Origin of the sequence: Rhodococcus sp. C-2, from assembly GCF_027854095.1 — a bacterium.
GTDB classification, from domain to species: domain Bacteria; phylum Actinomycetota; class Actinomycetes; order Mycobacteriales; family Mycobacteriaceae; genus Rhodococcus_F; species Rhodococcus_F qingshengii.
This window is the reverse complement of sequence record NZ_JAQGFI010000018.1, coordinates 32,601-55,170: the sequence shown is the minus strand read 5'-3', so window position 1 is coordinate 55,170 and position 22,570 is coordinate 32,601. Positions and strand designations below refer to the sequence as shown.

24 protein-coding genes are annotated in these 22,570 nt (G+C 62.0%); 14 read left to right on the top strand and 10 right to left on the bottom strand.

The genetic code is table 11. The features are described 5' to 3' along the window. Positions 1-217 precede the first annotated feature (217 nt). The 3 genes from PCS43_RS29765 to PCS43_RS29755 are packed head-to-tail and all read left to right on the top strand — an operon-like array spanning position 218 to position 3,554. On the top strand, positions 218-1,849 hold the full coding sequence (locus tag PCS43_RS29765) for an AMP-binding protein (protein WP_371684398.1): 1,632 nt from the start codon (positions 218-220) through the stop codon (positions 1,847-1,849). Continuing rightward, the gene (locus PCS43_RS29760) at positions 1,846-2,676 is read left to right on the top strand and encodes an SDR family NAD(P)-dependent oxidoreductase (RefSeq protein WP_270923161.1); all 831 of its coding nucleotides are present in this window, start codon (positions 1,846-1,848) and stop codon (positions 2,674-2,676) included. Before PCS43_RS29765 ends, PCS43_RS29760 begins: the two co-directional genes overlap by 4 nt. Beyond that, on the top strand, positions 2,673-3,554 hold the full coding sequence (locus PCS43_RS29755) for an LLM class F420-dependent oxidoreductase (RefSeq protein WP_050656578.1): 882 nt from the start codon (positions 2,673-2,675) through the stop codon (positions 3,552-3,554). The genes PCS43_RS29760 and PCS43_RS29755 overlap by 4 nt, the downstream gene beginning before the upstream one ends. 65 nt (positions 3,555-3,619) lie before the next feature. On the opposite strand, the gene PCS43_RS29750 is transcribed toward PCS43_RS29755, so the two are convergent. Beyond that, positions 3,620-4,741 (bottom strand): tyrosine-protein phosphatase, encoded by a 1,122-nt coding sequence (locus PCS43_RS29750; RefSeq protein WP_082239179.1) that lies wholly within the window; start codon positions 4,739-4,741, stop codon positions 3,620-3,622. Between the two features lie 55 nt (positions 4,742-4,796). On the opposite strand from PCS43_RS29750, the gene PCS43_RS29745 reads away from it, so the two are divergent. Next, positions 4,797-4,955 carry a hypothetical protein gene (locus tag PCS43_RS29745; protein ID WP_223304510.1) on the top strand — a complete coding sequence of 53 codons (159 nt, stop codon included), beginning with the start codon at positions 4,797-4,799 and terminating at the stop codon, positions 4,953-4,955. Between the two features lie 36 nt (positions 4,956-4,991). On the opposite strand, the gene PCS43_RS29740 is transcribed toward PCS43_RS29745, so the two are convergent. Next, complete coding sequence (locus PCS43_RS29740) at positions 4,992-5,555, bottom strand: GtrA family protein (RefSeq protein WP_003939753.1); 564 nt, start codon at positions 5,553-5,555, stop codon at positions 4,992-4,994. A gap of 65 nt (positions 5,556-5,620) precedes the next feature. Then, positions 5,621-6,826 (bottom strand): enhanced intracellular survival protein Eis, encoded by a 1,206-nt coding sequence (locus PCS43_RS29735; RefSeq protein WP_374103526.1) that lies wholly within the window; start codon positions 6,824-6,826, stop codon positions 5,621-5,623. Positions 6,827-6,959: 133 nt separating this feature from the next. Between PCS43_RS29735 and PCS43_RS29730 the strand changes: the two genes are divergently transcribed. Continuing rightward, on the top strand, positions 6,960-8,180 hold the full coding sequence (locus PCS43_RS29730) for a fatty acid desaturase family protein (protein WP_007732653.1): 1,221 nt from the start codon (positions 6,960-6,962) through the stop codon (positions 8,178-8,180). 4 nt (positions 8,181-8,184) lie between these two features. On the opposite strand, the gene PCS43_RS29725 is transcribed toward PCS43_RS29730, so the two are convergent. The 4 genes from PCS43_RS29725 to PCS43_RS29710 all read right to left on the bottom strand — a co-directional run bounded on the left by PCS43_RS29725 (position 8,185) and on the right by PCS43_RS29710 (position 11,294). Then, positions 8,185-8,853, bottom strand: a complete 669-nt coding sequence (locus PCS43_RS29725; RefSeq protein WP_007732650.1) for a methionine ABC transporter permease — start codon at positions 8,851-8,853, stop codon at positions 8,185-8,187. Then, a complete protein-coding gene (locus tag PCS43_RS29720; RefSeq protein WP_047270724.1) occupies positions 8,850-9,851 on the bottom strand; it encodes a methionine ABC transporter ATP-binding protein in 1,002 nt (333 codons plus the stop codon). The genes PCS43_RS29725 and PCS43_RS29720 overlap by 4 nt, the downstream gene beginning before the upstream one ends. A 12-nt stretch (positions 9,852-9,863) precedes the next feature. Continuing rightward, positions 9,864-10,721: a MetQ/NlpA family ABC transporter substrate-binding protein gene (locus PCS43_RS29715; RefSeq protein ID WP_003940478.1), complete on the bottom strand. Its 858-nt coding sequence runs from the start codon at positions 10,719-10,721 to the stop codon at positions 9,864-9,866. 114 nt (positions 10,722-10,835) lie between these two features. Then, the gene (locus PCS43_RS29710) at positions 10,836-11,294 is read right to left on the bottom strand and encodes a nuclear transport factor 2 family protein (protein WP_209909873.1); all 459 of its coding nucleotides are present in this window, start codon (positions 11,292-11,294) and stop codon (positions 10,836-10,838) included. A gap of 130 nt (positions 11,295-11,424) precedes the next feature. On the opposite strand from PCS43_RS29710, the gene PCS43_RS29705 reads away from it, so the two are divergent. The 6 genes from PCS43_RS29705 to PCS43_RS29680 are packed head-to-tail and all read left to right on the top strand — an operon-like array spanning position 11,425 to position 17,089. Further along, positions 11,425-12,591 carry an acyl-CoA dehydrogenase family protein gene (locus tag PCS43_RS29705; RefSeq protein WP_003940442.1) on the top strand — a complete coding sequence of 389 codons (1,167 nt, stop codon included), beginning with the start codon at positions 11,425-11,427 and terminating at the stop codon, positions 12,589-12,591. After that, positions 12,588-13,535, top strand: a complete 948-nt coding sequence (locus PCS43_RS29700) for a bifunctional MaoC family dehydratase N-terminal/OB-fold nucleic acid binding domain-containing protein (RefSeq protein WP_003939825.1) — start codon at positions 12,588-12,590, stop codon at positions 13,533-13,535. The genes PCS43_RS29705 and PCS43_RS29700 overlap by 4 nt, the downstream gene beginning before the upstream one ends. Beyond that, complete coding sequence (locus tag PCS43_RS29695; RefSeq protein ID WP_030537002.1) at positions 13,535-14,650, top strand: acyl-CoA dehydrogenase family protein; 1,116 nt, start codon at positions 13,535-13,537, stop codon at positions 14,648-14,650. Before PCS43_RS29700 ends, PCS43_RS29695 begins: the two co-directional genes overlap by 1 nt. Then, positions 14,647-15,075, top strand: coding sequence for a MaoC family dehydratase (locus PCS43_RS29690; RefSeq protein WP_003940399.1), 429 nt, complete (start codon positions 14,647-14,649; stop codon positions 15,073-15,075). Before PCS43_RS29695 ends, PCS43_RS29690 begins: the two co-directional genes overlap by 4 nt. Beyond that, positions 15,075-16,253, top strand: coding sequence for a lipid-transfer protein (locus PCS43_RS29685; protein WP_003940050.1), 1,179 nt, complete (start codon positions 15,075-15,077; stop codon positions 16,251-16,253). Before PCS43_RS29690 ends, PCS43_RS29685 begins: the two co-directional genes overlap by 1 nt. Positions 16,254-16,267: 14 nt before the next feature. Further along, complete coding sequence (locus PCS43_RS29680; protein WP_007732645.1) at positions 16,268-17,089, top strand: MaoC/PaaZ C-terminal domain-containing protein; 822 nt, start codon at positions 16,268-16,270, stop codon at positions 17,087-17,089. A gap of 110 nt (positions 17,090-17,199) precedes the next feature. Here PCS43_RS29680 and PCS43_RS29675 read toward each other — a convergent pair whose 3' ends face one another. After that, the gene (locus PCS43_RS29675; RefSeq protein ID WP_003940546.1) at positions 17,200-17,976 is read right to left on the bottom strand and encodes an SDR family oxidoreductase; all 777 of its coding nucleotides are present in this window, start codon (positions 17,974-17,976) and stop codon (positions 17,200-17,202) included. Positions 17,977-18,175: 199 nt separating this feature from the next. Here PCS43_RS29675 and PCS43_RS29670 point away from each other — a divergent pair, with 199 nt between their 5' ends. Continuing rightward, positions 18,176-18,937, top strand: coding sequence for an SDR family NAD(P)-dependent oxidoreductase (locus PCS43_RS29670; RefSeq protein ID WP_166502636.1), 762 nt, complete (start codon positions 18,176-18,178; stop codon positions 18,935-18,937). Positions 18,938-18,952: 15 nt separating this feature from the next. Here the strand turns inward: PCS43_RS29670 and PCS43_RS29665 are convergent, their stop codons facing one another. Beyond that, entirely contained in the window at positions 18,953-19,729 is a 777-nt protein-coding gene (locus tag PCS43_RS29665; RefSeq protein WP_007732641.1) for an SDR family NAD(P)-dependent oxidoreductase, read from the bottom strand. Next, complete coding sequence (locus PCS43_RS29660) at positions 19,726-20,364, bottom strand: hypothetical protein (protein ID WP_007732640.1); 639 nt, start codon at positions 20,362-20,364, stop codon at positions 19,726-19,728. Before PCS43_RS29660 ends, PCS43_RS29665 begins: the two co-directional genes overlap by 4 nt. A gap of 188 nt (positions 20,365-20,552) precedes the next feature. Between PCS43_RS29660 and PCS43_RS29655 the strand changes: the two genes are divergently transcribed. Further along, a complete protein-coding gene (locus tag PCS43_RS29655; protein WP_064687711.1) occupies positions 20,553-21,452 on the top strand; it encodes a LysR family transcriptional regulator in 900 nt (299 codons plus the stop codon). Between the two features lie 84 nt (positions 21,453-21,536). Continuing rightward, a complete protein-coding gene (locus PCS43_RS29650; protein WP_208690242.1) occupies positions 21,537-22,568 on the top strand; it encodes a hypothetical protein in 1,032 nt (343 codons plus the stop codon). The last annotated feature ends 2 nt before the right edge of the window (positions 22,569-22,570 follow it).

Genomic DNA, 22,570 nt, shown 5'->3' with positions numbered 1-22,570 from the left:
AAAATCTCACGAGAAAATCATATCTGTGGCGGCGGTTACCACTGAGCGAGACTGGGACCGTTCCGGCTCTGAGGCGTCGATACGTTCGAGTCGTATCGCAGTTGGAGTAATCGACATTCCGATATCGACTAGGACACAGGACACGATGACGAACACCGCCACCGAAGCATCTTCGAATGCAGCTCTTGCAGCTCCTCAGCGCGAGGACGTCGCGCAGATGTTGATCGACCGTCTCGGTGATCAGCACCTGGGCCTGCGGACGCGGACGCAGGACTGGAGCTGGGACGAGGTGGTGCGCGAGAGCGCAGCGCGCGGCTCGCTGGCGAAGTCGCTTCGCGCGCCCGGACCGTTTCACATCGGAGTACTTCTCGAGAACGATCCGGAGTTCCTGTTCTGGCTCGGCGGCGCGGCCCTGACCGGGGCCACGATCGTCGGCATCAATCCGACCAGGCGTGGAGCTGAACTCGAGGCTGAGGTCCGGTACGTCGACTGCCAGCTGATCGTCACCGACAAAGCAGGCTACGAGAAGCTTGCCGGCCTGGACCTCGGGCTGACCGAAGATCGTTTCGTCCTCGTCGACGACGCGTCGTACCCGGACAAGATTGCAGCACATCACGTCGAGTCGCCTCAGATCGACCTCGGTGTCGACGCGTCGACGCTGTTCTTGCTTCTCTTCACCTCGGGCACCACCGGAATGTCCAAGGCAGTGCGGTGCAGCCAGGGGCGTCTGACGCGGTTGGCCTACGCGAACTGCGCCAAGTACGACATCGACCGCGACGACGTCTGCTACTGCTGCATGCCGCTCTTCCACGGCAACGCGTTGATGGCTCTGTGGGCGCCGGCCCTTTCGCAGGGAGCTACGGTCTGCCTCGTTCGTAAGTTCACGGCCTCGGGATTCATGCCGGACGTTCGGTTCTACGGCGCAACATATTTCACCTACGTCGGTAAGGCCTTGGGGTATCTCATGGCGACGCCGGAACTGCCCGACGACATCGAGAACACCCTCACCCACGGCTTCGGGACCGAGGCGTCGCCGGGGGACAAGGCAGAGTTCATCCGTCGTTTCGGTGCACAACTTTTCGAGGGATACGGTTCGAGTGAAGGTGCCGGTTCAGTAGTGCTCGATCCGAACCAACCTGCCGGAGCGCTGGGCCGTCCCGCGAGCGAGAACATCGTCATCGTCGATCCCGATACGCGCGAAGAGCGACCCCGCGCAATTCTCGACGAGCACGGTCACGTGCTGAACCCCGACGAATCCATCGGCGAGATGGTCGACAAGGCCGGATCGAAGAAGTTCGAGGGGTACTACAAGAACGAAGACGCGATCGCCGAGAAGATTCGCCACGGTTGGTACTGGACAGGCGATCTCGGCTACGTCGACGAGGCCGGCTTCATCTACTTCGCGGGACGCAAGGGCGACTGGATCCGCGTCGACGGTGAGAACACCTCGGCTTTGATGATCGAGCACATCCTGCGTCGGCACCCCAAAGTGATTGCCACGGGTGTCTTCGCGGTACCGGATCCGCGTTCGGGTGATCAGGTCATGGCTGCGATCGAGGTCGCCGATCTCGCCGATTTCGATCCGGTCGAGTTCGCCGACTACCTTGCCGCGCAGGCGGATCTGGGTACCAAGGCAGCGCCACGATTTGTTCGCGTTTCGACCGACCTGCCCGTCACGGGCTCCAACAAGGTACTCAAACGTGAACTTCAAGCCGATCGCTGGCGGACCGACGAACCAGTGTTCCACTGGGTGGGCCGAGGCACTCCCGAATACACGTTGATGACCGAAGCTGACGTGGTGAACCTGGAGAAGGAGTTCGAGACGCACGGCCGCACGCGGTTCCTGTGAGTGAAGTTGCGCTGGTGACCGGCGCTTCCCGGGGGATCGGCCGAGAGTGCGCGCTGGCATTCGCGCGCGCCGGATTCGACGTTGCAATCACTGCTCGCACCGTTCGTGAAGGAGAGGGGCGGGCAGCCCCGCGAACGAGGCAAGGCGAGCAAGTGATTCCGGTGCCCGGCAGCCTGGAGACGACGGTTGCCGAGATCGAGTCCTTCGGTGTGCGCGCATTGGCCGTTCCGATGAACCTGCTCGATCTGGCACCCGTCCGCGGCGCCGGTGAACGGGTGCTGGCCGAGTGGGGACGTGTCGACGTGCTGGTGAACAACGCCTATGCGCAGACTGTCGGAAACATGGACCGGGTGCTCGACATCGAGATCGACGACGCTCAGGCGATGGCGATCGGGAATTATCTGCACCAACTCGCTCTGGTCCAGGTGATACTCCCGTCGATGATCAAGAGCGGCAACGGCGTAGTGGTCAATCTGGCATCGGGCTCGGCGACCATGGATCCGCCTGCGCCTCCCGGCGAGGGTGGTTGGGGTCTGTCGTACGCCGCGTCGAAGGCGTCGTTCGGACGTATTGCCGGAGCGATCAACTCCGAGTACCGAGACGCCGGAATCAAAGCGTTCAACCTGAGTCCGGGATTTGTCATCACGGAATCAGGGAAAGCCCGTGGTGGCGCGGACGCAATCGTGGACGCCGGATTTGCGGCCACACCGGCATCCGTACCCGCTGCAGCGGCGGTGTGGCTTGCAACAGATCCCGATGCGGACCGGTACCTCGGTCGCGTCGTGGATGGTCCGAAATTGATGGCGACACTGGAGGAAACGGTATGAAGCTCGGCGTGGTCGTTCCGGTCGAACTGGGTCGAAGCGGAGACCCTGATTGGATTCTGCAATTCGCCCGTGCGGCCGAGTCGCTGGGTTTCGACGAGATCTCGGCAGTGGAGCACTCGGTGGTCATCGCCGACACCGCGAGCGAGTACCCCTATTCTCCGACCGGCAAATCGCATCTTCCCGATGACTGCGACATCCCGGATCCGCTCGAACTGCTTTCGTTCGTGGCGGGTGCCACAACCACCTTGGGCTTGTCCACTGGAGTTCTGGTGCTGCCCAATCACAATCCGGTAGTGCTCGCCAAACGATTGGCGACGCTCGATCGCCTTTCCAGTGGGCGATTGCGCATTTGCCTCGGCCTGGGGTGGATGAAGGAAGAGATCGAGGCGTGCGGCGGTGACTTCGAGCGCCGCGGCAAGGTAGCCGATGAGGCCATCGCGGTGATGCGTTCACTCTGGGCGGGCAAGGAAGCAGTCGATTTCGACGGCGATTACTTCTCGTTCAAGGGTGCGTACAGCTGGCCGAAGCCGCACCGCGAATCCGGAGTTCCGCTCTACATCGGTGGACACAGTCTCGCTGCTGCTCGGCGAGCAGGCCGGTTGGGTGACGGTTTCCAGCCGCTGGGACTGGCCGGTGAAGATCTCGACAAGGCTGTAGCGGCGATGAAAGCGGCTGCGGTGAAGGCAGATCGAGATCCTGCCGACGTATCGCTGGTACTCGGTGCGACACTGCCCAGGCTCGACGAAGCGAAACTCGACTGGGCACGCGGGTTGGGAGCCGATCGAATCGTGTTGTCCGCGAGTCGTCGTGGCACGTCGCTGGAACTGATCATCGACGAAATGGCCGAATGCTCGAAGCGGCTGGGGCTGAGTAACTAGGAGTGCGGGCGTGACCGGCAGCCATCGGAGCGGCTGCCGGTCATTGCTGTCGGAACGTCGATCAGTTATTGCTTGGTCAGCAATTTGCTCCGGAGCTTTGCGATCGTGTCGGCGTCAAGTTTCAGCACGTCCTGCGAAAACTTCTCCCACCCACCGAACTGGTCGCGAATCTTGTCGAGTACTGGCTGAATCTGGCTGGGACGCTGCTCCATCAACGGTTTCAACAGATCGACATCGATTCCTTTCGAAGACAGAAAGGTGTAGGTCTGTTCGTTCTTGGCTTTGTTGTAGGTGTTCGACAGGACGAAGTCGTCGACGATGGTCTTGTCAGGAACACCCAGAATGCCGAGAAGTAGAGCTGTCATCAGTCCAGTGCGGTCTTTGCCTGCCGTGCAGTGGTAAGCGACTGCGGACTCGGAATCGGCGATGGTCCGTAGGGCTTGGGAATACCCGGCCATTCCGTCAGGCTTGGACAGTTGGTCGACGGCGCCGGTGTCGCTGATCCGGACGGCTTCACCGCCCCCGAGCACCTGCTCCACGATTGCAGGGTCACCAGATTTCAGGGCACTCGTAATCGCTGTGGCAAGAGCCTGAGTGCCGGCATCCAGGACTGCCGTGTTGACCACTTTCACGTTCGCGGGAACCTTGTCTGCTCCGTCCTTTGCGATCTCGCTGTCACCTCGGAAATCGACAACGGTCCGGATGCCTGCGTTCTCGATCGTTTGTTGATCGTCAGCAGTCAGATCGCTCAAGCGGTCGCCACGAAAAACCAGGCCCCACTTGACTGATCGGCCGTCGGCTGTCTCGTATCCGCCGACATCACGCACGTTGGCTGCGCCCTGCAGCGTCACGTGGCGGGTTGACGCGATGGTGGAAGTGCCGTCCTCGTCTATGACCTCGAAGTACCAGCGTGACAGTGGGTCGAGGCCGTCGACCTCAGTGGAGAAGCCGTCGACCGTGCCAATTTCCTTTCCTTCTGCGGCTGGGTTTTTCGGGTCGGTGGCGGCGAATACACGCACCTTTTCCGAGCCGCCGTGTTCCCAGACCAGTGAGTAGTGTCCGGCGGACGCTGATGTCACGTCGAGGTCGGTCGGCGTTTTCGCCGACTCGGCCTTGCTGCATGCGCCGAGTACGAGCATGAGTCCTGCCGCCGACAGCGCAAGAACTCGAGTTTTGCAAGTAGCCATGGGTCCTCCGAATCCAATTGGAAATCGGAGGCTACGCACCAGTGATCACTGTGTCGTGACCGTGTTGTGCAGAGCGGGAAAACTGCAGGCTGGAGTGCTTGTCGCCGATGATGATCAGGGATGGGCCAGCCCGTTCAGGAGCATCGCGCCGACAAAGATGGCACTGCTTGCGCGAGCGCTGCAGGACGGGTTGATCGCAATCGACGAACTCTGATCGAAGCGCGAGCGATCGGGTGCGTCGATCCGGGAGTCAGTCGAGGGCGGTGGCGTCGGTTGTCGGCGTCTTGGTGCCGGGAGTCGCTTCGATGTCGAGAACGACCTGGCTGTCGGTGGCTTCTTCGGGGAAGACGTACCGACGCATGGCCCACCAGCGGAAGGCCGTCGCCAGCAGGGTCCCGATGATCGATCCGCTGATGAAGTCCGCGAAGTTTTCCATCAACACCGACACCTCGGGTTGACGCAGATGGAACACGTACCGGGAGGTCCAGAGTGGTACCTGGTTGATGGCCAAACCGATACCCGCGACGATGAAGAACAGAGCGGCCTCGTGATGGCGCTGTCGACCACCGCGCTGCGCAAACGACCATTCGCGGTTGAGGACGTAGGACAGAACCGTCGCGATCAGGACCGCAAGGATGTTGGCCGTCACCGGGTGCTGAGGCAGAACCGTCCACTTGATGCCGAAGAACAGCACCGTGGTGACGATGAAGGCGATGCCGCCGACCACCAGGAACTTGAGCATTTCTGCGTGCGGCAGGACGCGCACGAGAACCCGCTCAGGAAGCCTATTGACCATCTTTTCGACAAACGCCATTGTTCGAGGCTAACCCTGAATACGACCGAGGGCACAAATCGTCGATGCCCGTGTCGGCAAGATCATCAGAATCCGTACCCGAGAATTGCGGGCTTCTGCGCGTTGAAAGCGAAGTCGAAATTCAGGATCTCCTGCGGATCGGACGCGTGGAGTCGGTGCGCCGCCGCGAAGGTCTTGGCCTGGTGCTCGCCCAAGTACAAGCTGCTCAGGACATCAGAGGGCATCGTGATCGCAGGCACCGCGTCAGTGGCCGTACAGGTGGCCTTGCCGCCCTTGACCTGAAGTGCGAAGGTTCCGCCGGCCTTCAGGAACGGATCTTCGACCTTGATGACTGTGTCCAGGTCAGCAGCATATTCACGAGCCTCGAGAGCCGCGGGAACGTCCATGATGCGCAGCCACAGTCGATCGGAGCGCGTCGTCGTCCGGGCAAGACGGTAGTCCGTCAGCATCAGCCGGAGAGGATCGGCAGGATGCTGGCGTGTCTCGATCCGGGTGACGAGGTCGAGGCCGCAGATCGTGCGCCACAGCGCCGCGTGCGCATCTTCGGTGATCGTCACGAACTCGTCGATCCGGGCGATGCTGTCGCGGCCCTCGCTCGTGTGCCGGTAAGCGATGTATCCGTCCGCGTGTGTCAGAAAGAACAGTCCGGAGGCGCCGTCACGATCCTCGGACGGGTCGGCGAACATATGGTCCCAGAGCGGTTGCGGACGGACCTGAGCGCCGGGTGTCTGCAGCCGCCAGCGGTCGTAGATCTCGGGAAGAAGCGTCGAGGCAGCTTTGATGTCGACGATGGACACGCCACCATTGTTGGGCACCTCGGGGCGGAATCGTGCGAAGCGGCGATCGAGGGTGATGCCTTCGCTGAAGGTGGCCGGGCCGTATCCGAAGCGGTTGTAGATGCCGGCCTCGCTGGCCGTCAGGGCGGCAAGTGGTGCTCCGGTCGACTCGATGTGGGCGTGAAGTGCAGTGAACATCGAGCGTAGGACACCACGTCGACGGTGAGTCGGGGCGACGGATACCCAGGTGATTCCGCGCGTGGGGAGTTGGCGTCCGCCGGGCACGGTGAATTCCATGTCGATTTCGATGGCCACGCCGACGGGTAGGTCACCGTCGACGGCGAGGATGATGTCCTCGGGCTTGTAGAGCGCCTTCGTCAGTTCGCTGACCGCGGGAGACGGGTGAAAACCGAACCCCACCGAGTCGAGTAGTTGGAGAGCCGGCCAGTCGCTCTCGGTAGCGGTGCGGATGGTGATCTTGTTTTCGGGGCTCACGTATATCGACTTTGGCATAGATTGCGTGAAGACGCACATGAATATCGGGGCTGACGTTTCCGCACCGGCTCCCAGGGGTACCGCCCGACGGACCAGTCCTGCGGCACGGAGAAAACCGATACGGAGAAACACTGTGGCGATCACCGACATCAAGGAATATGCCCATCTCACCGAGGAAGACGTCGAAGCGCTCGGGCGCGAGTTGGACGCCATTCGGCTCGACATCGAGGAGAAGCGCGGCGCGCACGACGCTCGATACATCCAGCGGACGATCGCGTTTCAACGCTCTCTGATGGTGGCCGGCCGCATCGTCTTGTTCGCCAGCAAGAAGAAGCCTGCCTGGATTCTGGGGACTGCGCTGCTGGGGGTCGGCAAGATCATCGAGAACATGGAACTCGGCCACAACATCATCCACGGCCAGTGGGACTGGATGAACGATCCCGAGATTCACTCGAGCAACTGGGAGTGGGACAACACCTGCCCGTCCTCGGGATGGAAGCACTCGCACAACTTCACCCATCACAAGTTCACCAACATCGTCGGACTGGACAACGACGTGGGCTACGGAATCATGCGCGTCACGCGCGATCAAAAGTGGCACGCCGACTACCTCTTTCAACCGATCACGAATTTTGTGCTCGCGACCCTCTTCGAGTGGGGAGTGGCACTGCATCACCTAGAAACGGACAAACTCCGTAAGGGTGAGGTGAAGTGGTCCGAGAAATCGGAGATGGCCAAGGACGTCGGTAAGAAGATCGCGCGTCAGGTGGCGAAGGATTACATCCTGTTCCCCGCCCTGACCGGGCCGGCGTGGAAGACCACGTTGACGGCGAACGTCGTTGCGAACCTCATCCGAAACTACTGGAGTTACGCCGTCATCTTCTGCGGGCACTTTCCCGACGGTGCCGAGAAGTTCACGCTCGAGGAATTCGAGAACGAATCGCGCGCTCAGTGGTACCTACGACAGATGCTGGGCTCTGCCAACTTTCATGCCGGTCCCGTCATGGCCTTCATGAGCGGCAACCTCTGCTACCAGATCGAGCATCACTGCTTCCCGGATCTGCCGAGCAATCGGTACTCGGAAATCGCGGTGCCGTTGCGCGACCTGTGTGACAAGTACGACCTCCCGTACACGACCGGGCCGCTGTGGAAGCAGTACGGATTGACTCTGCGCACCATCTGGAAGTTGTCGCTGCCCAACAGGTTTCTCTCGGCTTCCCAGGACGACGCTCCGGAGACGCACTCGGAGTTGAAGTTCCGCATCCGAGGCGGAATCAAGGAAGTGTTCGGCGTCGATCCGCAGACCGGTAAGCGGCGCGGACTGCGAACAGCGATCGCGATGGTCTCGAGCTGATCAGTTACCGCTTGTGCGCCATTGAACGAACCACGAGATCGCCGGTCGACTGGATTGCCTGCACCAGCACGATCAAGATCACGACTGCGACGAACAGCACCGGTGTGTTGAATCGTTGGTAGCCGTACTTGATTGCGAAGTCGCCGAGTCCACCGGCGCCGATGGCACCTGCCATGGCCGAGAAACCGATCAGCATCACCGCCGTCAGGGTTGCTCCTGCTACCAATCCCGGTACGGATTCGGGCAGCAGCACCTTGGTGATGATGTCTTTGTCGGTGGCGCCCATCGATCGTGCTGCTTCGACGCGTCCGGAATCGACCTCACGTAGCGCGTTCTCGACGACGCGAGCGAAGAAGGGCACCGAACCGATGGTCAGCGGGACGATCGCTGCCGTCGCCCCGAGCGCTGTTCCGACGATCGCCCTCGTTGCCGGGATGAGGAGCACCAACAAGATGACGAACGGCAGCGAACGGCCGATGTTCACCACGGTGCCCAGAACCGAATTGAGGACGCGGTTGGGACGGATTCCGTCGGGCGCGCTCGCGTGCAACAGAACACCGAGAGCGATACCGATGATCACGGTGAGCACGAACGAGACACCGACCATGTAGAGCGTGTCGAGTAGGGCTTCCCATGCTTCGCCCAGGGAATCCTGCCAGGACGTCTTGTTCATGAGAACGTCACCTTCACTCCGCGCTGCGAAAGATGTTCTTCGACAGACTTTCTTGTCTCTTCGTTGCTGACGAGTCCCGTGTGCGAGGCGAACTCCACGCGAAGGCGACCGACCTGATGGGATCCGATGTCCTCGATACCGCCGGAGATCACGGTGACGTCGACGTCGAGATCTCGTGAGAGTTGGGAAATCACGGGTGAGGTGGACAGTGAATCGACAAAGGTGAGGAGCGCCGGAATTCCGGTCGTGGACGTTCGTACCGTTCCGGTCGGCAGTAGCGCCTCTCCGAGGGGTGAGTCCGGGTCTGCGACCAGTTCGGTGAGCGTTCCCTCGTCGACGATGCGGCCCTGATCGATCAGCGCAGCGCGATGGCAGATCCGTCGAACCACGTTGAGCTCGTGGGTGATCAGAACAATGGTCACACCGAGTCGTCGATTGAGATCGGCGAGCAGGTCGAGGATCGAATCGGTTGTGTCCGAGTCGAGGGCGCTCGTGGCCTCGTCGCACAGGAGGACGTCGGGTGAAGCCGCCAAGGCTCTCGCGATGCCGACGCGTTGTTTCTGGCCGCCGGACAGTTGCGAGGGGAAGGCGTCACGTCGGTCTTCCAAGCCCACCAACTCGATCAGCTCGTCGACGCGGGCACGTCGATCTGCCCGAGAGTATCCCGCCACTTCGAGAGGGAAGGCGATGTTGGCGGCGACCGAACGGGAATGCAGCAGGTTGAAATGCTGGAACACGACCCCGATCCGCTTGCGTGTGTCGCGCAGTTGCGCTGGACTCAGCGCGGTCAGATCGGTGTCGCCCAACAGAATTCGGCCACTGGTCGGGCGTTCGAGCAGGTTGAGGCAGCGCAGCAAAGTCGACTTGCCTGCGCCGCTCTTGCCGATGATGCCGAAGATTTCGCCGTCTTCGATTTTCAGGGATACGGAATCGAGTGCATGCAGAACTTTTGTGCCGCTGCGGTATTCCTTGGAGACCGATTCGATCGAGAAGACCATGACGGGTCTCGATCAGGTAGCGCTGGCCGGAATGACCGAGCCCTGATAGGTCTGCTCGATGAACGTCGCGACGTCGGCGGACGTCAATGCCTCGGCCAACTTCTGTACTCGCGCATCGTTTTCGAGCGAGGTGCGTACGGTCAGGACATTGGCGTACGGGTTGCCCTCGGCCTTCTCGAGCACCAGGGCGTCCTTGGCCGGGTTGAGGCCACCTTCGATTGCGTAGTTGCCGTTGATGATTGCGAGATCGACATTTCCGTCGTCGAGCGTGCGCGGCAGCTGCGGGGGATCGACCTGGGTGAACGTGAGTCCCTTGGGGTTGTCGATGATGTTCTTCTCGCTGATCTGCGTGATGTCGGTGCCGGGGGCGCCCAACTGCTGATCGAGCTTGATCAAACCGGCCTGCTGCAGCAGGTACAGCCCACGGGCGAAGTTCGTCACGTTGTTGGACAAAGCGACCGTTGCGCCCTGGCGCAGGTCGGCCACGTTGGTGACCTTCTTGGAATATGCACCGAGGGGCTCGACGTGGACCTTCGCCACGGCGACCAGGTCGTCGACACCCTTTTCCTTCGACCACGATTCCTGGTACGGCACGTGCTGGAAGAAGTTGGCGTCGGTGTCTCCGGCTTCGAGCACCTCGTTGGCGTCGAGATCGCCGGTGATCTCGCTGACCTCGATCTTGGTGTCACCGAGCAGGCCCTTTTCTTCGACGAACTTCAGGATCTCGGCGTGCGGAACCGAAGAAGCGACGATGCGAAGAGGTGCGTTCTCGTCGGAGGAGTTGTCGCTCGAGCACGCGGCTACGGTTCCGACTGCGACGGCGGCCACTGCGAAGGCAGCGAGGAATCTTCTGGTGCGCGAGCGTGACATGTGAATCTCCAAGACATAGCCGAACGCACGCCGAGATGGCGTGACAGTTGCTGAACGCTAGCCCGGTAAACCTCCCGTGAGGAGATACAGAATCACCGCGATTTTTTCATGTACCTATTGTCCGAGCAGGATGACCGGAACGTCCTCGGCAAAATCGACTACCAGTTCGCGACGCGAGAACAGCCAGGTGCCGTCGATCTTTTCGAAGCTGTCCTGGTAACGAATCTCGATCCGGTTGTCCCGGTGGCCCTCGCCCCGCGGATAGATGTGGTGAGCGGAGCAGTAAGCCTCACCGTGTGCGGTGGTGGGGCCGTCGAGGTCGAGGATCTGCTGCTCGACGATGTGCCGGGTCGAGTGCAGATGTGAGACGGCATCGACCACCGAACTACTGACGACGGAGTTCCCACGTATCTCCGTCGGCGCACCCGTTCCGTTCAGTGCCGGCGGCAAGACGAATGCCACGTCGTCAGTGAAGAGAGCCGCAAGTGCAGTGATGTTTCGGCGGTCGACGGCCTGTGCGTACCTGGCGGCCAAGTCGGTGAGAGCGACGCGATCCGAGGAGTCCATGCGCATATCTCACCCTATGTGACGCCGCTCATGTTTCGGCTTCCCGCTCATCGAGACACTCACAGCGCCCACCTGGGCATCTGGTTAGCGTCCAGGCCAAGAGTTGCCAGCCATGAATGCCATAGGAGAAACAGCGATGGATCTGAGGGAATCGCCCGAGCAGCAGGAGCTCCGCAAGGAGTTGCGCGCGTACTTCGCGGCGCTGCTGCCGGAAGAGAAGCGTCGCGCGGCCGGCGAGCAAGGTGTGGGTGGCGAGTACTTCCGCGAGATCGTGAAGTTGCTGGGCAAGGACGGTTGGCTCGGTATCGGCTGGCCCAAGGAATTCGGTGGACAGGGACGCTCCATCGAAGAGCAGTTCGTGTTCTTCGACGAGGTTCAGCGCGCAGGTCTGCCGTTTCCCTTCGTGACGGTCAATACCGTCGGACCGACGTTGATGAAGTACGGCACCGAAGAACAGAAGGAACGTTTCCTGCCCGGCATCCTGGCCGGCGACATCGTCTTCGCAATCGGGTACACCGAGCCGGAGGCCGGAACGGACTTGGCTTCGCTCAAGACCCGCGCAGTCCTCGACGGTGACGAGTGGATCGTCGACGGCAACAAGATCTTCACCAGTGGCGCCAACACTGCCGACTACGTGTGGCTGGCCTGCCGCACCGACGCGGATGCCCCCAAGCACAAGGGAATCTCGATCCTGATCGTCCCCACCGAGGATGCAGGCTTCGAGTGGTCACCGATCAACACCGTCGGCGGCTTGATGGTGACGTCCACGTACTACTCCGGCATTCGAGTTCCGTCGAAGGACGTTGTCGGCGAGGTCAACGGCGGCTGGCAGCTCATCACGGCTCAGCTCAACCACGAGCGAATCGGCCTGGCGGCCATCGGTGGTCGCACGTACGGTCTGTGGAACCTGGTCCTGGACTGGGCCAAGGAAAACGGCGCCATCGACATCCCGTGGGTGCAACAGGACTTCGCTCGCACACACGCCAAGCTCGAGGCCATGCGACTGCTGAACTGGAAGATGACGGCAGCCGTCGCACAGGACACGCTCTCCGGAGCCGACGCCGGTGCCACCAAGACGTACGGGACCGAGACTCACGTCGACGTCTACCGCACCCTGCTCGGAATTCTCGGCTCCGCCGGTCGCATCCGCCCCGAGTCTCCGGGCGCTCTGCTTGCCGGTCAGATCGAGCAGATCTCGCGTCAGGGTGTCGTGAACACCTTCGGCGGCGGCGTCAACGAAGTTCTGCGTGACATGGTCGGCACCATCGGCTTGGGACTCGTTCGCGAAAAGAGGGTCAAGTGAGCGACATTTCGGCGCAACTCGACGCTTTTGTCGGCCAGACGCTTGTTCCCACCACCTGGGGGCCAGACGAGGTCAACATCCCCATGATCCGGCATTGGGCCGAGACCATGGGCGATACCAACCCCGTCTACCTCGACGACGAAGCTGCCCGCGCCACCGGCCGTGACGGCGTCGTCGCTCCCGCTCAGATGCTTCAGGTCTGGATCATGCGGACCTTTACCGACAAGATGGCGGGCAACGACCCGTCGCAGGTGTGGACCGATCTGATCGCCACCCTCGACGCAGCCGGCTACAGCTCTGTCGTGGCCACCGATTCCGATCAGGAGTTCTTCGCCGAACTGCGCCCAGGCGATCGCGTTAACTACACCGAGGTCATCGAGTCGATTTCGCCGGAGAAGAAGACCGGCCTCGGTGTCGGACACTTCGTCACGACGCTCAAGACCTACCGCAACGGTGACGATCAGGTTGTCGGCACCCAGCGGTGGCGGACGCTGCGGTTCAAACCTCAGGAATCTGCTGCGCCCGAAGCTCCTCGTGCACTGCGTCCGCGTCCGGCTCTCAACGCGGACAATGCTTTCTGGTTCGAAGCGGCCAAGGAGCACCGTCTGGTGATCCAGCGCTGCACGTCCTGCAAGACGTTGCGTCATCCCACCGGCCCGATGTGCGGCGAGTGCCAGTCACTCGAGTGGGACACGATCGACGCGTCGGGGCGTGGCACGGTGTACAGCTTCGTGGTCAATCATCACCCCAAGATCGACGCGTTCGACTACCCGCTCATCGTTGCGGTAATCGAACTCGAAGAGGGAACCCGATTGATCGCCAACATGGTGGGTATCGCGCCCGAAGATGTCGTGGTCGACATGCCCGTGGAACTTGACTGGATCGACGCCGACCCGGATCTGACGCTTCCCGCGTTCCGGCCGGCCGTACGCGAGGAGCACTGATGGACTTCAATTTCAGCGAAGAGCAGGAAGCAATTCGCGCACTGGCCGACGAGGTCTTCACCAGCAAGGCAACGATCGAGCGCACCAAGGAGATCGAACTCTCCGCCGAGCGCGTCGACCGTGAACTGTGGCGCGAACTCGCGAGCACCGGGTTGCTCGGTATCGCCCTGCCGGAGGAGTTCGGCGGCGGTGGCCTCGGCTTGTCCGAGCTGTACGCACTGCTCGAACAGCAGGGACGTCACGTTGCGGCCGTGCCGATCTGGGAAACGACCCTTGCAGCATTGGCTGTCAACGAATTCGGCTCTGATTCCCTTCGCGCCGAACTCCTTCCGGGAGTTGCCGACGGCAGTCGATTCCTGACCGTCGGTCTCGAAGAGTTCGGTCCGTACACTGGCGGCGACCCACTGACCACGGCTGAGCAGGACGCCGACGGCAACTGGACTCTGACGGGTGAGAAGGCAGTAGTGCCGATGACTCACGTCGCGAACCTTGCTCTCGTTTCGGCAACCGCTTCCACTGGTACGGCACTGCTGCTGGTCGACCTGAGTGCCGAGGGAGTGACGCTCGAACAGACGCAGTCCACCAGTTGGGAGATCTGTGCCAACGTCACCTTTGCCGGTGCCCCCGCGCAGCTGATCGGTGCGGCTGACGGCACCACGGTTCCGTGGCTGATCGACCGCGTTCAGCTGGCATTGGCCGCAATCCAATGGGGCGTCGGCTCGGGTGCAGTCGCGCAGGCCGTCACGTACCTGAACGGCCGCAAGCAGTTCGGCCGTCCGCTGGCGACCTTCCAGGCCGTCAATCATCAACTCGCTGACTGCTACATCGATCTCGAAGCGATGCGCGTGACACTGTGGCAGGCCGCCTGGCGCATCTCCGAGGGACTGGATCTCGGCACCTCGGTACTGGTCGCCAAGTGGTGGGCTACCGACGGCGGACAGCGCGTCGTGCATCGCACCACGCATGTTCACGGCGGCATGGGCGTCGACACCGACTACCCGGTTCACCGTCACCTGTTGTGGGGCAAGCAGATTGCTGCCACCCTCGGTGGTTCCAGCTCCGATCTAGCGCGTCTGGGTGCGCAGCTCGCATCCGGTGTGGAGGTGCTCGCATGACCGTACTTGCCGGTCGCAGTTACGCAGACGTCGTTGTCGGAGAGGCATTGCCCGAGTTGGCGATCCCGCTGACCCGCACGTTGATCGTCGCCACGGCAATCGCCACTCGCGATTTTCAGGACGTGCACCACGATCCGAGCCTGGCCCAGGAGCGTGGCTCGAAGGATGTCTTCATGAACATCCTCACGAGCAACGGTCTTGTCGGTCGATACGTCACGGACTGGGCCGGATCTGCATCGACCCTGCGCCGCATCGCCATTCGTCTCGGGGCGCCCAACTACCCGGGTGACACCATGACGATGACCGGTGAGGTCGTGTCCAAGGAAGACGGAGTGGTCGTGGTCAAGGTGCAGGGTGCAAACAGCCTCGGCAACCATGCATCCGGCACCGTCGCAGTCGCTTTCAAGGAAGAGGAGAGGCCCTGATGGCGATCAGCCCACTCTCGGGAGCCGCCGCCATCGTCGGCATCGGATCCACCGAGTTCTCCAAGAACTCCGGCCGCACCGAACTGCAGTTGGCGTGTGAGGCCATCGTCGCGGCACTCGCTGACGCCGGTATCGATCCGTCCGAGGTCGACGGTCTGTCCACCTACACGTCGGAGACGAACGGCGAAGCGATCGTGGCTCGCAACTGTGGTCTCGGCGAGCTGAAGTTCTTCTCGCGCATTCACTACGGTGGCGGCGCTGCGTGTGCCACCGTGCAGCAGGCGGCCATGGCAGTTGCGACGGGTGTTGCCGACGTCGTGGTTTGTTACCGCGCCTTCAACGAGCGCTCCGGTGTGCGCTACGGCCTAGGGCAGCACGATCGCCCCATGGACAGCACCGCGGATCGCGCGGCATATGCGTGGATGACTCCGCAGGGATTGTCGACTCCCGCTCAGTGGGTCGCCATGTTCGCCCGCCGCTACATGCACCAGTACGGTGCGACGAGTGAGGACTTCGGACGAGTTGCAGTGGTGGCGCGCAAGCATGCCGCCAACAACCCGGCTGCTTGGTTCTACGAGCGTCCGATCACGCTCGAGGACCATCAGAACTCGCGCTGGATCGCCGAGCCGCTGCACCTGCTCGACTGCTGCCAGGAAACCGACGGCGGCCAGGCATTGGTCATCGTCTCTGCCGAGCGCGCAAAGGATCTGGCCAACAAGCCCGTCGTCATCAAGGGCGCCGCTCAGGGCAGTAGCAAGGATCAGCACATGATGACCAGCTACTACCGGCCCGACATCTCGGGTATCCCGGAGATGGGCTTGGTTGCTCGTCAGCTGTACGGCCAGAGCGGCCTGACACCGGACGACATCAACGCCGCGATCCTGTACGACCACTTCACTCCGTTGGTGCTTCCCCAGCTCGAAGAACTGGGCTTCTGCAAGCCAGGCGAAGCCAAGGACTTCATCCGCGAAGGCAACCTCGAGATCGGTGGACGCCTGCCGTCCAACACTCACGGTGGTCAGGTCGGCGAGGCGTACCTGCACGGTGTCAACGGAATTGCCGAAGGTGTGCGACTGGTGCGAGGCACGTCGACCAACCAGCCCGAGGGCGTCGAAAACGTATTGGTCACAGCCGGAACAGCAGTACCCACCAGCGGTCTCGTTCTCGGCGCTGTTTGAGAGAGGAAAAGACAGTGACAACTTCGGAAGCTGCGAAGACCGCCGGCGATTGGCGTGGAGCCGATCTCGGGACCCGCACCGTGTCGTACACCGAGCGCGACGCGATCCTGTACGCACTTGCCGTGGGCGCCAAGGCGACCGAGCTGGACCTCGTCTTCGAGGATCAGCTTCGGGTACTGCCGACCTTTGCTCTGACGCTGGCGCAGTGGGCTCCCGACGCTCTGGGTTCGGCGGGCGCCTTCGACACCTCGACGGCACTGCACGGCTCGCAAGAGCTGAAAGTGCTTGCTCCGCTTCCGCGTAGCGGTGACGTGACCTTGAAGGCTTCGGTCGGCGAGGTGTGGGACAAGGGCGCAGCGGCCGTGTTCGAAGTGAAGGTGGAGTGCGAATACTTCGTCGCGACCTGGTCACTTTTTGCCCCCGGTGCCGGTGGATTCGGCGGAGAACGTGGACCCTCACGTCCGGCGGAGCCGACCGGCGAGCCTTCGTTGACCGGTGTGCTGACCACAGCGGAGAACCAGACGGCGATGTACCGGCTCCTGGGCGACAAGCACCACATCCACATCGATCCCCAGGCTGCGGCGCGGATCAACCAGCCGCGTCCGATCATGCACGGCCTGTGCACGTTGGCCGCCAGCACACTCGAGCTTGCTCGGGTCGCCGGAGTGCATCCGGCTGATCTTGTCAGTCTCGAAGGTCGATTCGCTGCGGCGATCCATCCGGGTGAGGCGCCGTCCATCGTTGCGTGGGGAACTCCCGACGACCTGGCCTTCCAGGTCACCAAGGGTGATCAGGTAGCGATTTCCGGTGCACGAGTGAGCTTCTCCGCTCGCTAGTCCCTCCAGACTCAACTGCGGGGTGCTTGACCCCTCGTCGCGCCCCGCAGTTGTTCACACGAAGAAGCAGCCCCCGAGCGAATCCGCTCAGGGGCTGCTTCGTATTTGTTTCAATCCTGGTGGGTCGCCATGTAGCGAGCCGGGTACTCACCGCCGCCGTGAACGGCGATGTCGGCGCCGTTCACGTACGAGGAGAGCGGGCTCGCCAGGAACAGGCAGGAGTTGGCGATATCGGCCGGCACGGCCATGCGCTCCATCGGAATGGTCCTGGTGACCGCAGCGCCGCCGTCGGCGCCGTAGACCTCGGCGGCAGCCTCGGTACGGATCAGGCCGGTGGTGATGTGGTTGATCCGGACCTTCGGCGCCCATTCGAGGGCCAATGCCTTGGTCAGAACGAGGAGGCCTGCCTTGGCTGCGCTGTACGCCGCGGTTCCGGGCTGCGGGTCGATCGCCGAGACACTGCCGATGTTGATGATGGCGCCGCCGTCGTCCTGAGTCTGCATCACTGCATTTGCGGCCTGGGCAACGTTGAAGGGTGCCAACAGGTTCAGGGCCACGATCTTCTCGACGAAGCGGGGTGACACCGTCGCAGCGTCGGCGTCGGGGGAGCCGCCGGCGTTGTTGACCAGGACGTCCAGACGGCCGAAGCGCTCGACGGCATCCTGGACGAGAGCTGCGGCGTCGGCGGGATCGCGGACGTCCGTGGCGCGAAAGGCTGCGCTACGACCGTCGGCAGTGGGTAGGTTTTCGGGCTCGTTACGGCCACAGACCAGCACGTTCGCACCCGCGGCGAGGAAGGTTTCGGCGATGACGTAGCCGATGCCTTTGGTGCCGCCGGTGACGATCACCGAGCGTCCGCTGAAATCGACGGGGTTGGGCAGTGTCACGGTGGAGCCTTCCTGGTGCGGTGCCGAGCTGAATTGCCGCCCAATGTGATTGACGCGACGTGGTCGCACACCTTAGGGTCAAGCAAGTGCTTGGTTGTTTTGTAGGTCGAGTGTAGACGACAAACAGCGGCAGTCACCAGAATCGACCGGTCCCTCCCGCAAAAGGGACCTCTGCGTCGACGGACATTGGAGTAGTCACATGGGCAAGCTCGAAGGCAAAGTCGCACTCATCACCGGTGCGGGTCAGGGAATCGGGCAGGGGATTGCCCTGGCCTTGGCCAAAGAGGGCGCCGTGATCGCCGTTGCCGGCCGCACCGAATCCAAGTTGCACACCACGTGCGGACTACTGGCTGACATCGGTGCGCGCGGTGAGGCGGTGGTCTGCGACGTCAGCAAGAAGGACGACATCACCGACGCCGTGGACCGTACCGTCGAACTGTTCGGCGGAATCGACATCCTGGTCAACAACGCCAACGACTGCAAGCCCGGCCCACTCTCGAGCGTGCTCGACGAAGACTTCGAGCGTTCCTTCGCGACGGGGCCGCTCGCCACCCTGCGCATGATGCAGGCGTCGTACCCCCACATGAACAGTCGTGGCGGTGGCGTCATCATCAACATGGTCACCTCGGCGGCGGTGCGCTGGGATGCCAGTAACTACGGCGCTTACGGTTCCATCAAAGAAGGCATGCGCTCGTTGACCCGCGCTGCCGCCTGCGAATGGGGCAAGGACAACATTCGCGTTCTCAATGTTGCCCCGCACGCCAAGACTCCCGCGTTGCAGTGGTGGATGGAAAAGAATCCCGAAGAGGCAGCGGCATTTGTCGCAGGTATTCCGCTGGGACGCGTCGGAGACCCCGAGACCGACATCGGTCGTGCCGTCGTCTTCCTCGTCAGCGAAGACGCCGGGTACCTCACGGGTGCCACGATCCCGCTCGACGGCGGCCAGTCGCGCTGGGGCTGACCGCCATCGACCCGATCAGGTCATCACGGCGCCGCCGTCGACGGCAATCGTCTGGCCGGTGACGTTGCGAGCCTTGTCACTGAGCAAGAAGGCGACCATCTCGGCGATGTCTCCGGGCGTCTGAGCTCGACCCATCGGAACCATCTGTGCGACAAAAGAATCGAAGACGTCAGCATCGGAAACATCTGTGAGCGAGGGATCGCGTCGACGCAGTTCCTTGATGGTTCGAAGCCACATGTCGGTGAGGATCAGGCCGGGCATGACCGTATTCGAGCGAAGTCCTCGAGTCGCACCGATCCGGGCGACGCTGTGACTCATCTCGATCACGGCGGCCTTCGACGGTCCGTAGTGCGCGAGCATGTCACCGCCCAAGCGGGCACCGATCGACGCGATGTTGACGATCGCTGCCGGACCCTCGGTTCTGCTCACGAATTCGCGGCACATCAGGAAGCTGCCCTTGGTGTTCACCGCAAAGGTGTTGTCCCACTGGTCTTCGGTGATCTCGAGGAACGGAGTGAAGACGCCGATTCCGGCGCCGTTGACGAGTGCAGTCGGGCTTCCGGCCGATGCAGCCACGTCGAAGGCGTTCTTGACGTCACCTTCACGTCGAACATCGCATCGTGCCGTGTGGACTGCTACGCCAAGGCTTTCCAGGCGTGCTGCGGTGTCGGCGAGTGCGGCCTCTTCGATGTCGAGGAGAAGCAGGGTGCCGAAGTCCTCCGCAAGGCGCTCGGCAATAGCGGCGCCCAACCCGGCAGCTGCGCCGGTGACAATGGCTACGGGCGCGCTCACGGCAGGTGCGTTTCGAGCAGTGGGGCAAGCAGTTCGGCTGCGCGCGCCGCCGTGATGACTTCGCTCGGGTCCACCTTGGTCACGACTTTCGAAGCAGAATCTTCGTAGACATGCTCACCGATGAGTCGCCCCTGCTCGTCGTACGGCCAGACAAATGCCAAGGTCCGACGCACGAGATACCAACCGTCGGGGTCGATGTCCGACGACTGTTCGGGGGCTGCGGGGGTGGATCCACCCGATTCGTGCACCGCGCCGAACACCCCGTCTCCCAGAATCGATCCTGGGACGAATTGACTGAAGAGAGTCTCACCCGAGAATCCGCTGTCGGAGACCGCGAAGTCGGACTGTCCGGTCCACATGACAAGGGTGTCCGTCTCGGCGAGTGACTGGTAGAAGTTGGTGACGGCGTCCATGCCGTCCAGAACAATCGACTGCCCGTCTTCGAACAACCGGTAGACGGGTTCTTCGACGGTCATGTCGGGCGAGAGGATTTCCTTGTAACGACCGGAGACCTCGAGCAATGCGTGGCGCCGGTAGTTTCGGAGGATCTTCTGGTGCCGCGGATTGTCGATGGTTTCCAATTGCTTTTCGACGCCATCCATCATGTGGACGAATTCGTGCTCGTACTTGCTCATCACATCTCCTGGTTTCGCGGATTCGGCGGGCTGTCCGGATCTGCGACAACTGTGACCTGACGTGGCATTCGCTGTACATGTAGAACTTCGTTCGACAATTGCCGGTTTGCTTAACTCCGCTGTTCAGATACCGTGATGGTCATCACTTTGCTGGCGAACGGCGGCCTAAGACAACCGAATGGACGGTAATGAAAAAGGCGAGAAGAGGTGAAGATCTGAATCTGCGGTTGGTGTCCTCGTTGCTCGTCGTCGTGGCGGAAGGGCACTTCGGACGAGCGGCAGACCGGTTGTTCGTCACGGCGCCTGCTCTCAGTCAGCAGATTCGTCGACTCGAGGAGCAGGTGGGAACCGAGTTGATCGATCGCAGTTCGCACCCGGTGGTGCTCACCGCCGCGGGTGAGGTGTTCGTCGCGGATGCACGGCCCGCTCTCGAGTTCGCCGTCCGCGCGATGAACGGGCTCGACGCACTCGAGCGTCGGCGGGCCAGGCGGTTGCGGATCGGATTCATCAACGGGGCGGCCGGAAGTTTGGGACGTGCGGTGATCGATTCGTTGCATGCGGAGGTGGAGCTGGTCCAATTGGACTGGTCCCAACAGGTTTCCGCGGTGGCGAGCGCGACCGTCGATGCCGCCTTCGTGCGCCCTCCACTGCCGGTGCTCGACGGTGTGGTGCTCGAACGGATCGGCGTCGAACCGCGGGTGGTGGCCCTGCCTCGAGGACACCGACTGGCGGGCCGTACGAGTATCGAGATTTCTGAAATAGATGGGACTGTGCAGGTTTCGAGTGACGGTGCGCCACCCGAATGGGTGAAATGGTGGTCGGTGGACCCGCGCCCCAGTGGTGTACCCGTCCGGTACGGTCCCTCTGTCCGCACGATGGACGAAGCGCTCGAGGTTGTCGCCAACGGTCGGGCGGTGGTGATAACGGCAGCAACCATTGCCGAGTACTACACCCGCTCGGATATCAGTTTCGTGCGCATTTCCGATATCGAGCAGTGTTCGATCGATCTGTGTACCCGTGAGGGCGACAGCAGTCCGGCGGTGATCGAGCTACGCAAAGCTGTTTCAGCCCTCGGTGCCGACAGGTGATTGCCGTGTCCTGATGTGATGCGCATGTACTCGGATGGAATATGCATTCTTGCCGTCTTCGTTTTAGTCGGTTAGACTAAAACCATGAAAACGATCAGCACGGCACTTGAAATCGTCGAGGCAGCACGAGTTTCGGCCGATGTGTTCGGGGGAGACTCCAGCGATCTCGACACCCGTCGCGCTGCAAAGCGTCGTTTTCATCGGCTCGCCTCAGCCATTCATCCGGACCGGGCGAAGCCCGAAGATCGGGTGCGATACTCGGCCGCAACATCTCGGTTGAACGAGCTATACCGCAGTTGGACAGCGGAGTTCGAGCCGGCAGATTCTCGGCCCGTTTATGTCGGCGAGCGGGGCGAGTACACGTTGGGTGGACTGGTAGCGCGCGGCTCGGTCGCTAACCTGTACCGGTCCGATGCCGGTGTCGTACTGAAGATTCCGCGAGACCCTCTGGCGAACTCGATGATCGAGGCCGAACGGAATGTGTTGACGGACATCGAGAATTCGTGCGAAGCCGGTTGGGCAGTCTCGTACTTCCCGCGATTGATCGATCAAATCACCCATGTGGGCAGCGGCACGAGACGTCAGATCGATGTGTTGGACGATCTGACCGAAGGTTTTGTGAGTCTCGCCGACGTCCGTGAGGCGTATCCAGGTGGCCTCGATCCACGGGACTGGGCGTGGATGCACCGACGGCTACTTCGGGCTCTGGCAGCAGCGCATGCGACTGGTTGGGTGCACACCGCGATTACCGCGGAGAACGTGCTGATCGAGCCTGATCGGCACGGGGTGGTGCTGGTCGGCTGGTCCTTTGGCACCCGTACGGGCAGCCGCCCGGTGGCGACGATCGGTTCCGATCGTGATTCGTACCCACCGGAACTCGGCGAAGGAGCGTCTCCGGCCTGGGACGTCTACATGGCTCATCATTTGATGCTCCGAATGCTGGGCGAGCAAACCCACGAACGGATGAAGGTGTTTGCCGACGGCTGCATGCAGGACAACCCGAGATTGCGTCCCGACGCGGTCGACCTACTGGGTGAGTTCGACGAACTCCTCGATCTTCTCTATGGCCAGCGGACATTTCGTCCGTTCGCCGTTCCATCCACGAAAGGACAGTGATT

Bases quoted from the DNA above. Each gene is read 5' to 3' on its own strand.
- PCS43_RS29765 (WP_371684398.1), top strand. From the start codon at position 218: ATGTTGATCGACCGTCTCGGTGATCAGCACCTGGGCCTGCGGACGCGG.
- PCS43_RS29755 (WP_050656578.1), top strand. From the start codon at position 2,673: ATGAAGCTCGGCGTGGTCGTTCCGGTCGAACTGGGTCGAAGCGGAGAC.
- PCS43_RS29750 (WP_082239179.1), bottom strand. From the start codon at position 4,741: ATGGCTACTTGCAAAACTCGAGTTCTTGCGCTGTCGGCGGCAGGACTC.
- PCS43_RS29740 (WP_003939753.1), bottom strand. From the start codon at position 5,555: ATGGCGTTTGTCGAAAAGATGGTCAATAGGCTTCCTGAGCGGGTTCTC.
- PCS43_RS29725 (WP_007732650.1), bottom strand. From the start codon at position 8,853: ATGAACAAGACGTCCTGGCAGGATTCCCTGGGCGAAGCATGGGAAGCC.
- PCS43_RS29720 (WP_047270724.1), bottom strand. From the start codon at position 9,851: ATGGTCTTCTCGATCGAATCGGTCTCCAAGGAATACCGCAGCGGCACA.
- PCS43_RS29715 (WP_003940478.1), bottom strand. From the start codon at position 10,721: ATGTCACGCTCGCGCACCAGAAGATTCCTCGCTGCCTTCGCAGTGGCC.
- PCS43_RS29710 (WP_209909873.1), bottom strand. From the start codon at position 11,294: ATGCGCATGGACTCCTCGGATCGCGTCGCTCTCACCGACTTGGCCGCC.
- PCS43_RS29705 (WP_003940442.1), top strand. From the start codon at position 11,425: ATGGATCTGAGGGAATCGCCCGAGCAGCAGGAGCTCCGCAAGGAGTTG.
- PCS43_RS29695 (WP_030537002.1), top strand. From the start codon at position 13,535: ATGGACTTCAATTTCAGCGAAGAGCAGGAAGCAATTCGCGCACTGGCC.
- PCS43_RS29690 (WP_003940399.1), top strand. From the start codon at position 14,647: ATGACCGTACTTGCCGGTCGCAGTTACGCAGACGTCGTTGTCGGAGAG.
- PCS43_RS29685 (WP_003940050.1), top strand. From the start codon at position 15,075: ATGGCGATCAGCCCACTCTCGGGAGCCGCCGCCATCGTCGGCATCGGA.
- PCS43_RS29670 (WP_166502636.1), top strand. From the start codon at position 18,176: ATGGGCAAGCTCGAAGGCAAAGTCGCACTCATCACCGGTGCGGGTCAG.
- PCS43_RS29660 (WP_007732640.1), bottom strand. From the start codon at position 20,364: ATGAGCAAGTACGAGCACGAATTCGTCCACATGATGGATGGCGTCGAA.
- PCS43_RS29655 (WP_064687711.1), top strand. From the start codon at position 20,553: ATGAAAAAGGCGAGAAGAGGTGAAGATCTGAATCTGCGGTTGGTGTCC.
- PCS43_RS29650 (WP_208690242.1), top strand. From the start codon at position 21,537: ATGAAAACGATCAGCACGGCACTTGAAATCGTCGAGGCAGCACGAGTT.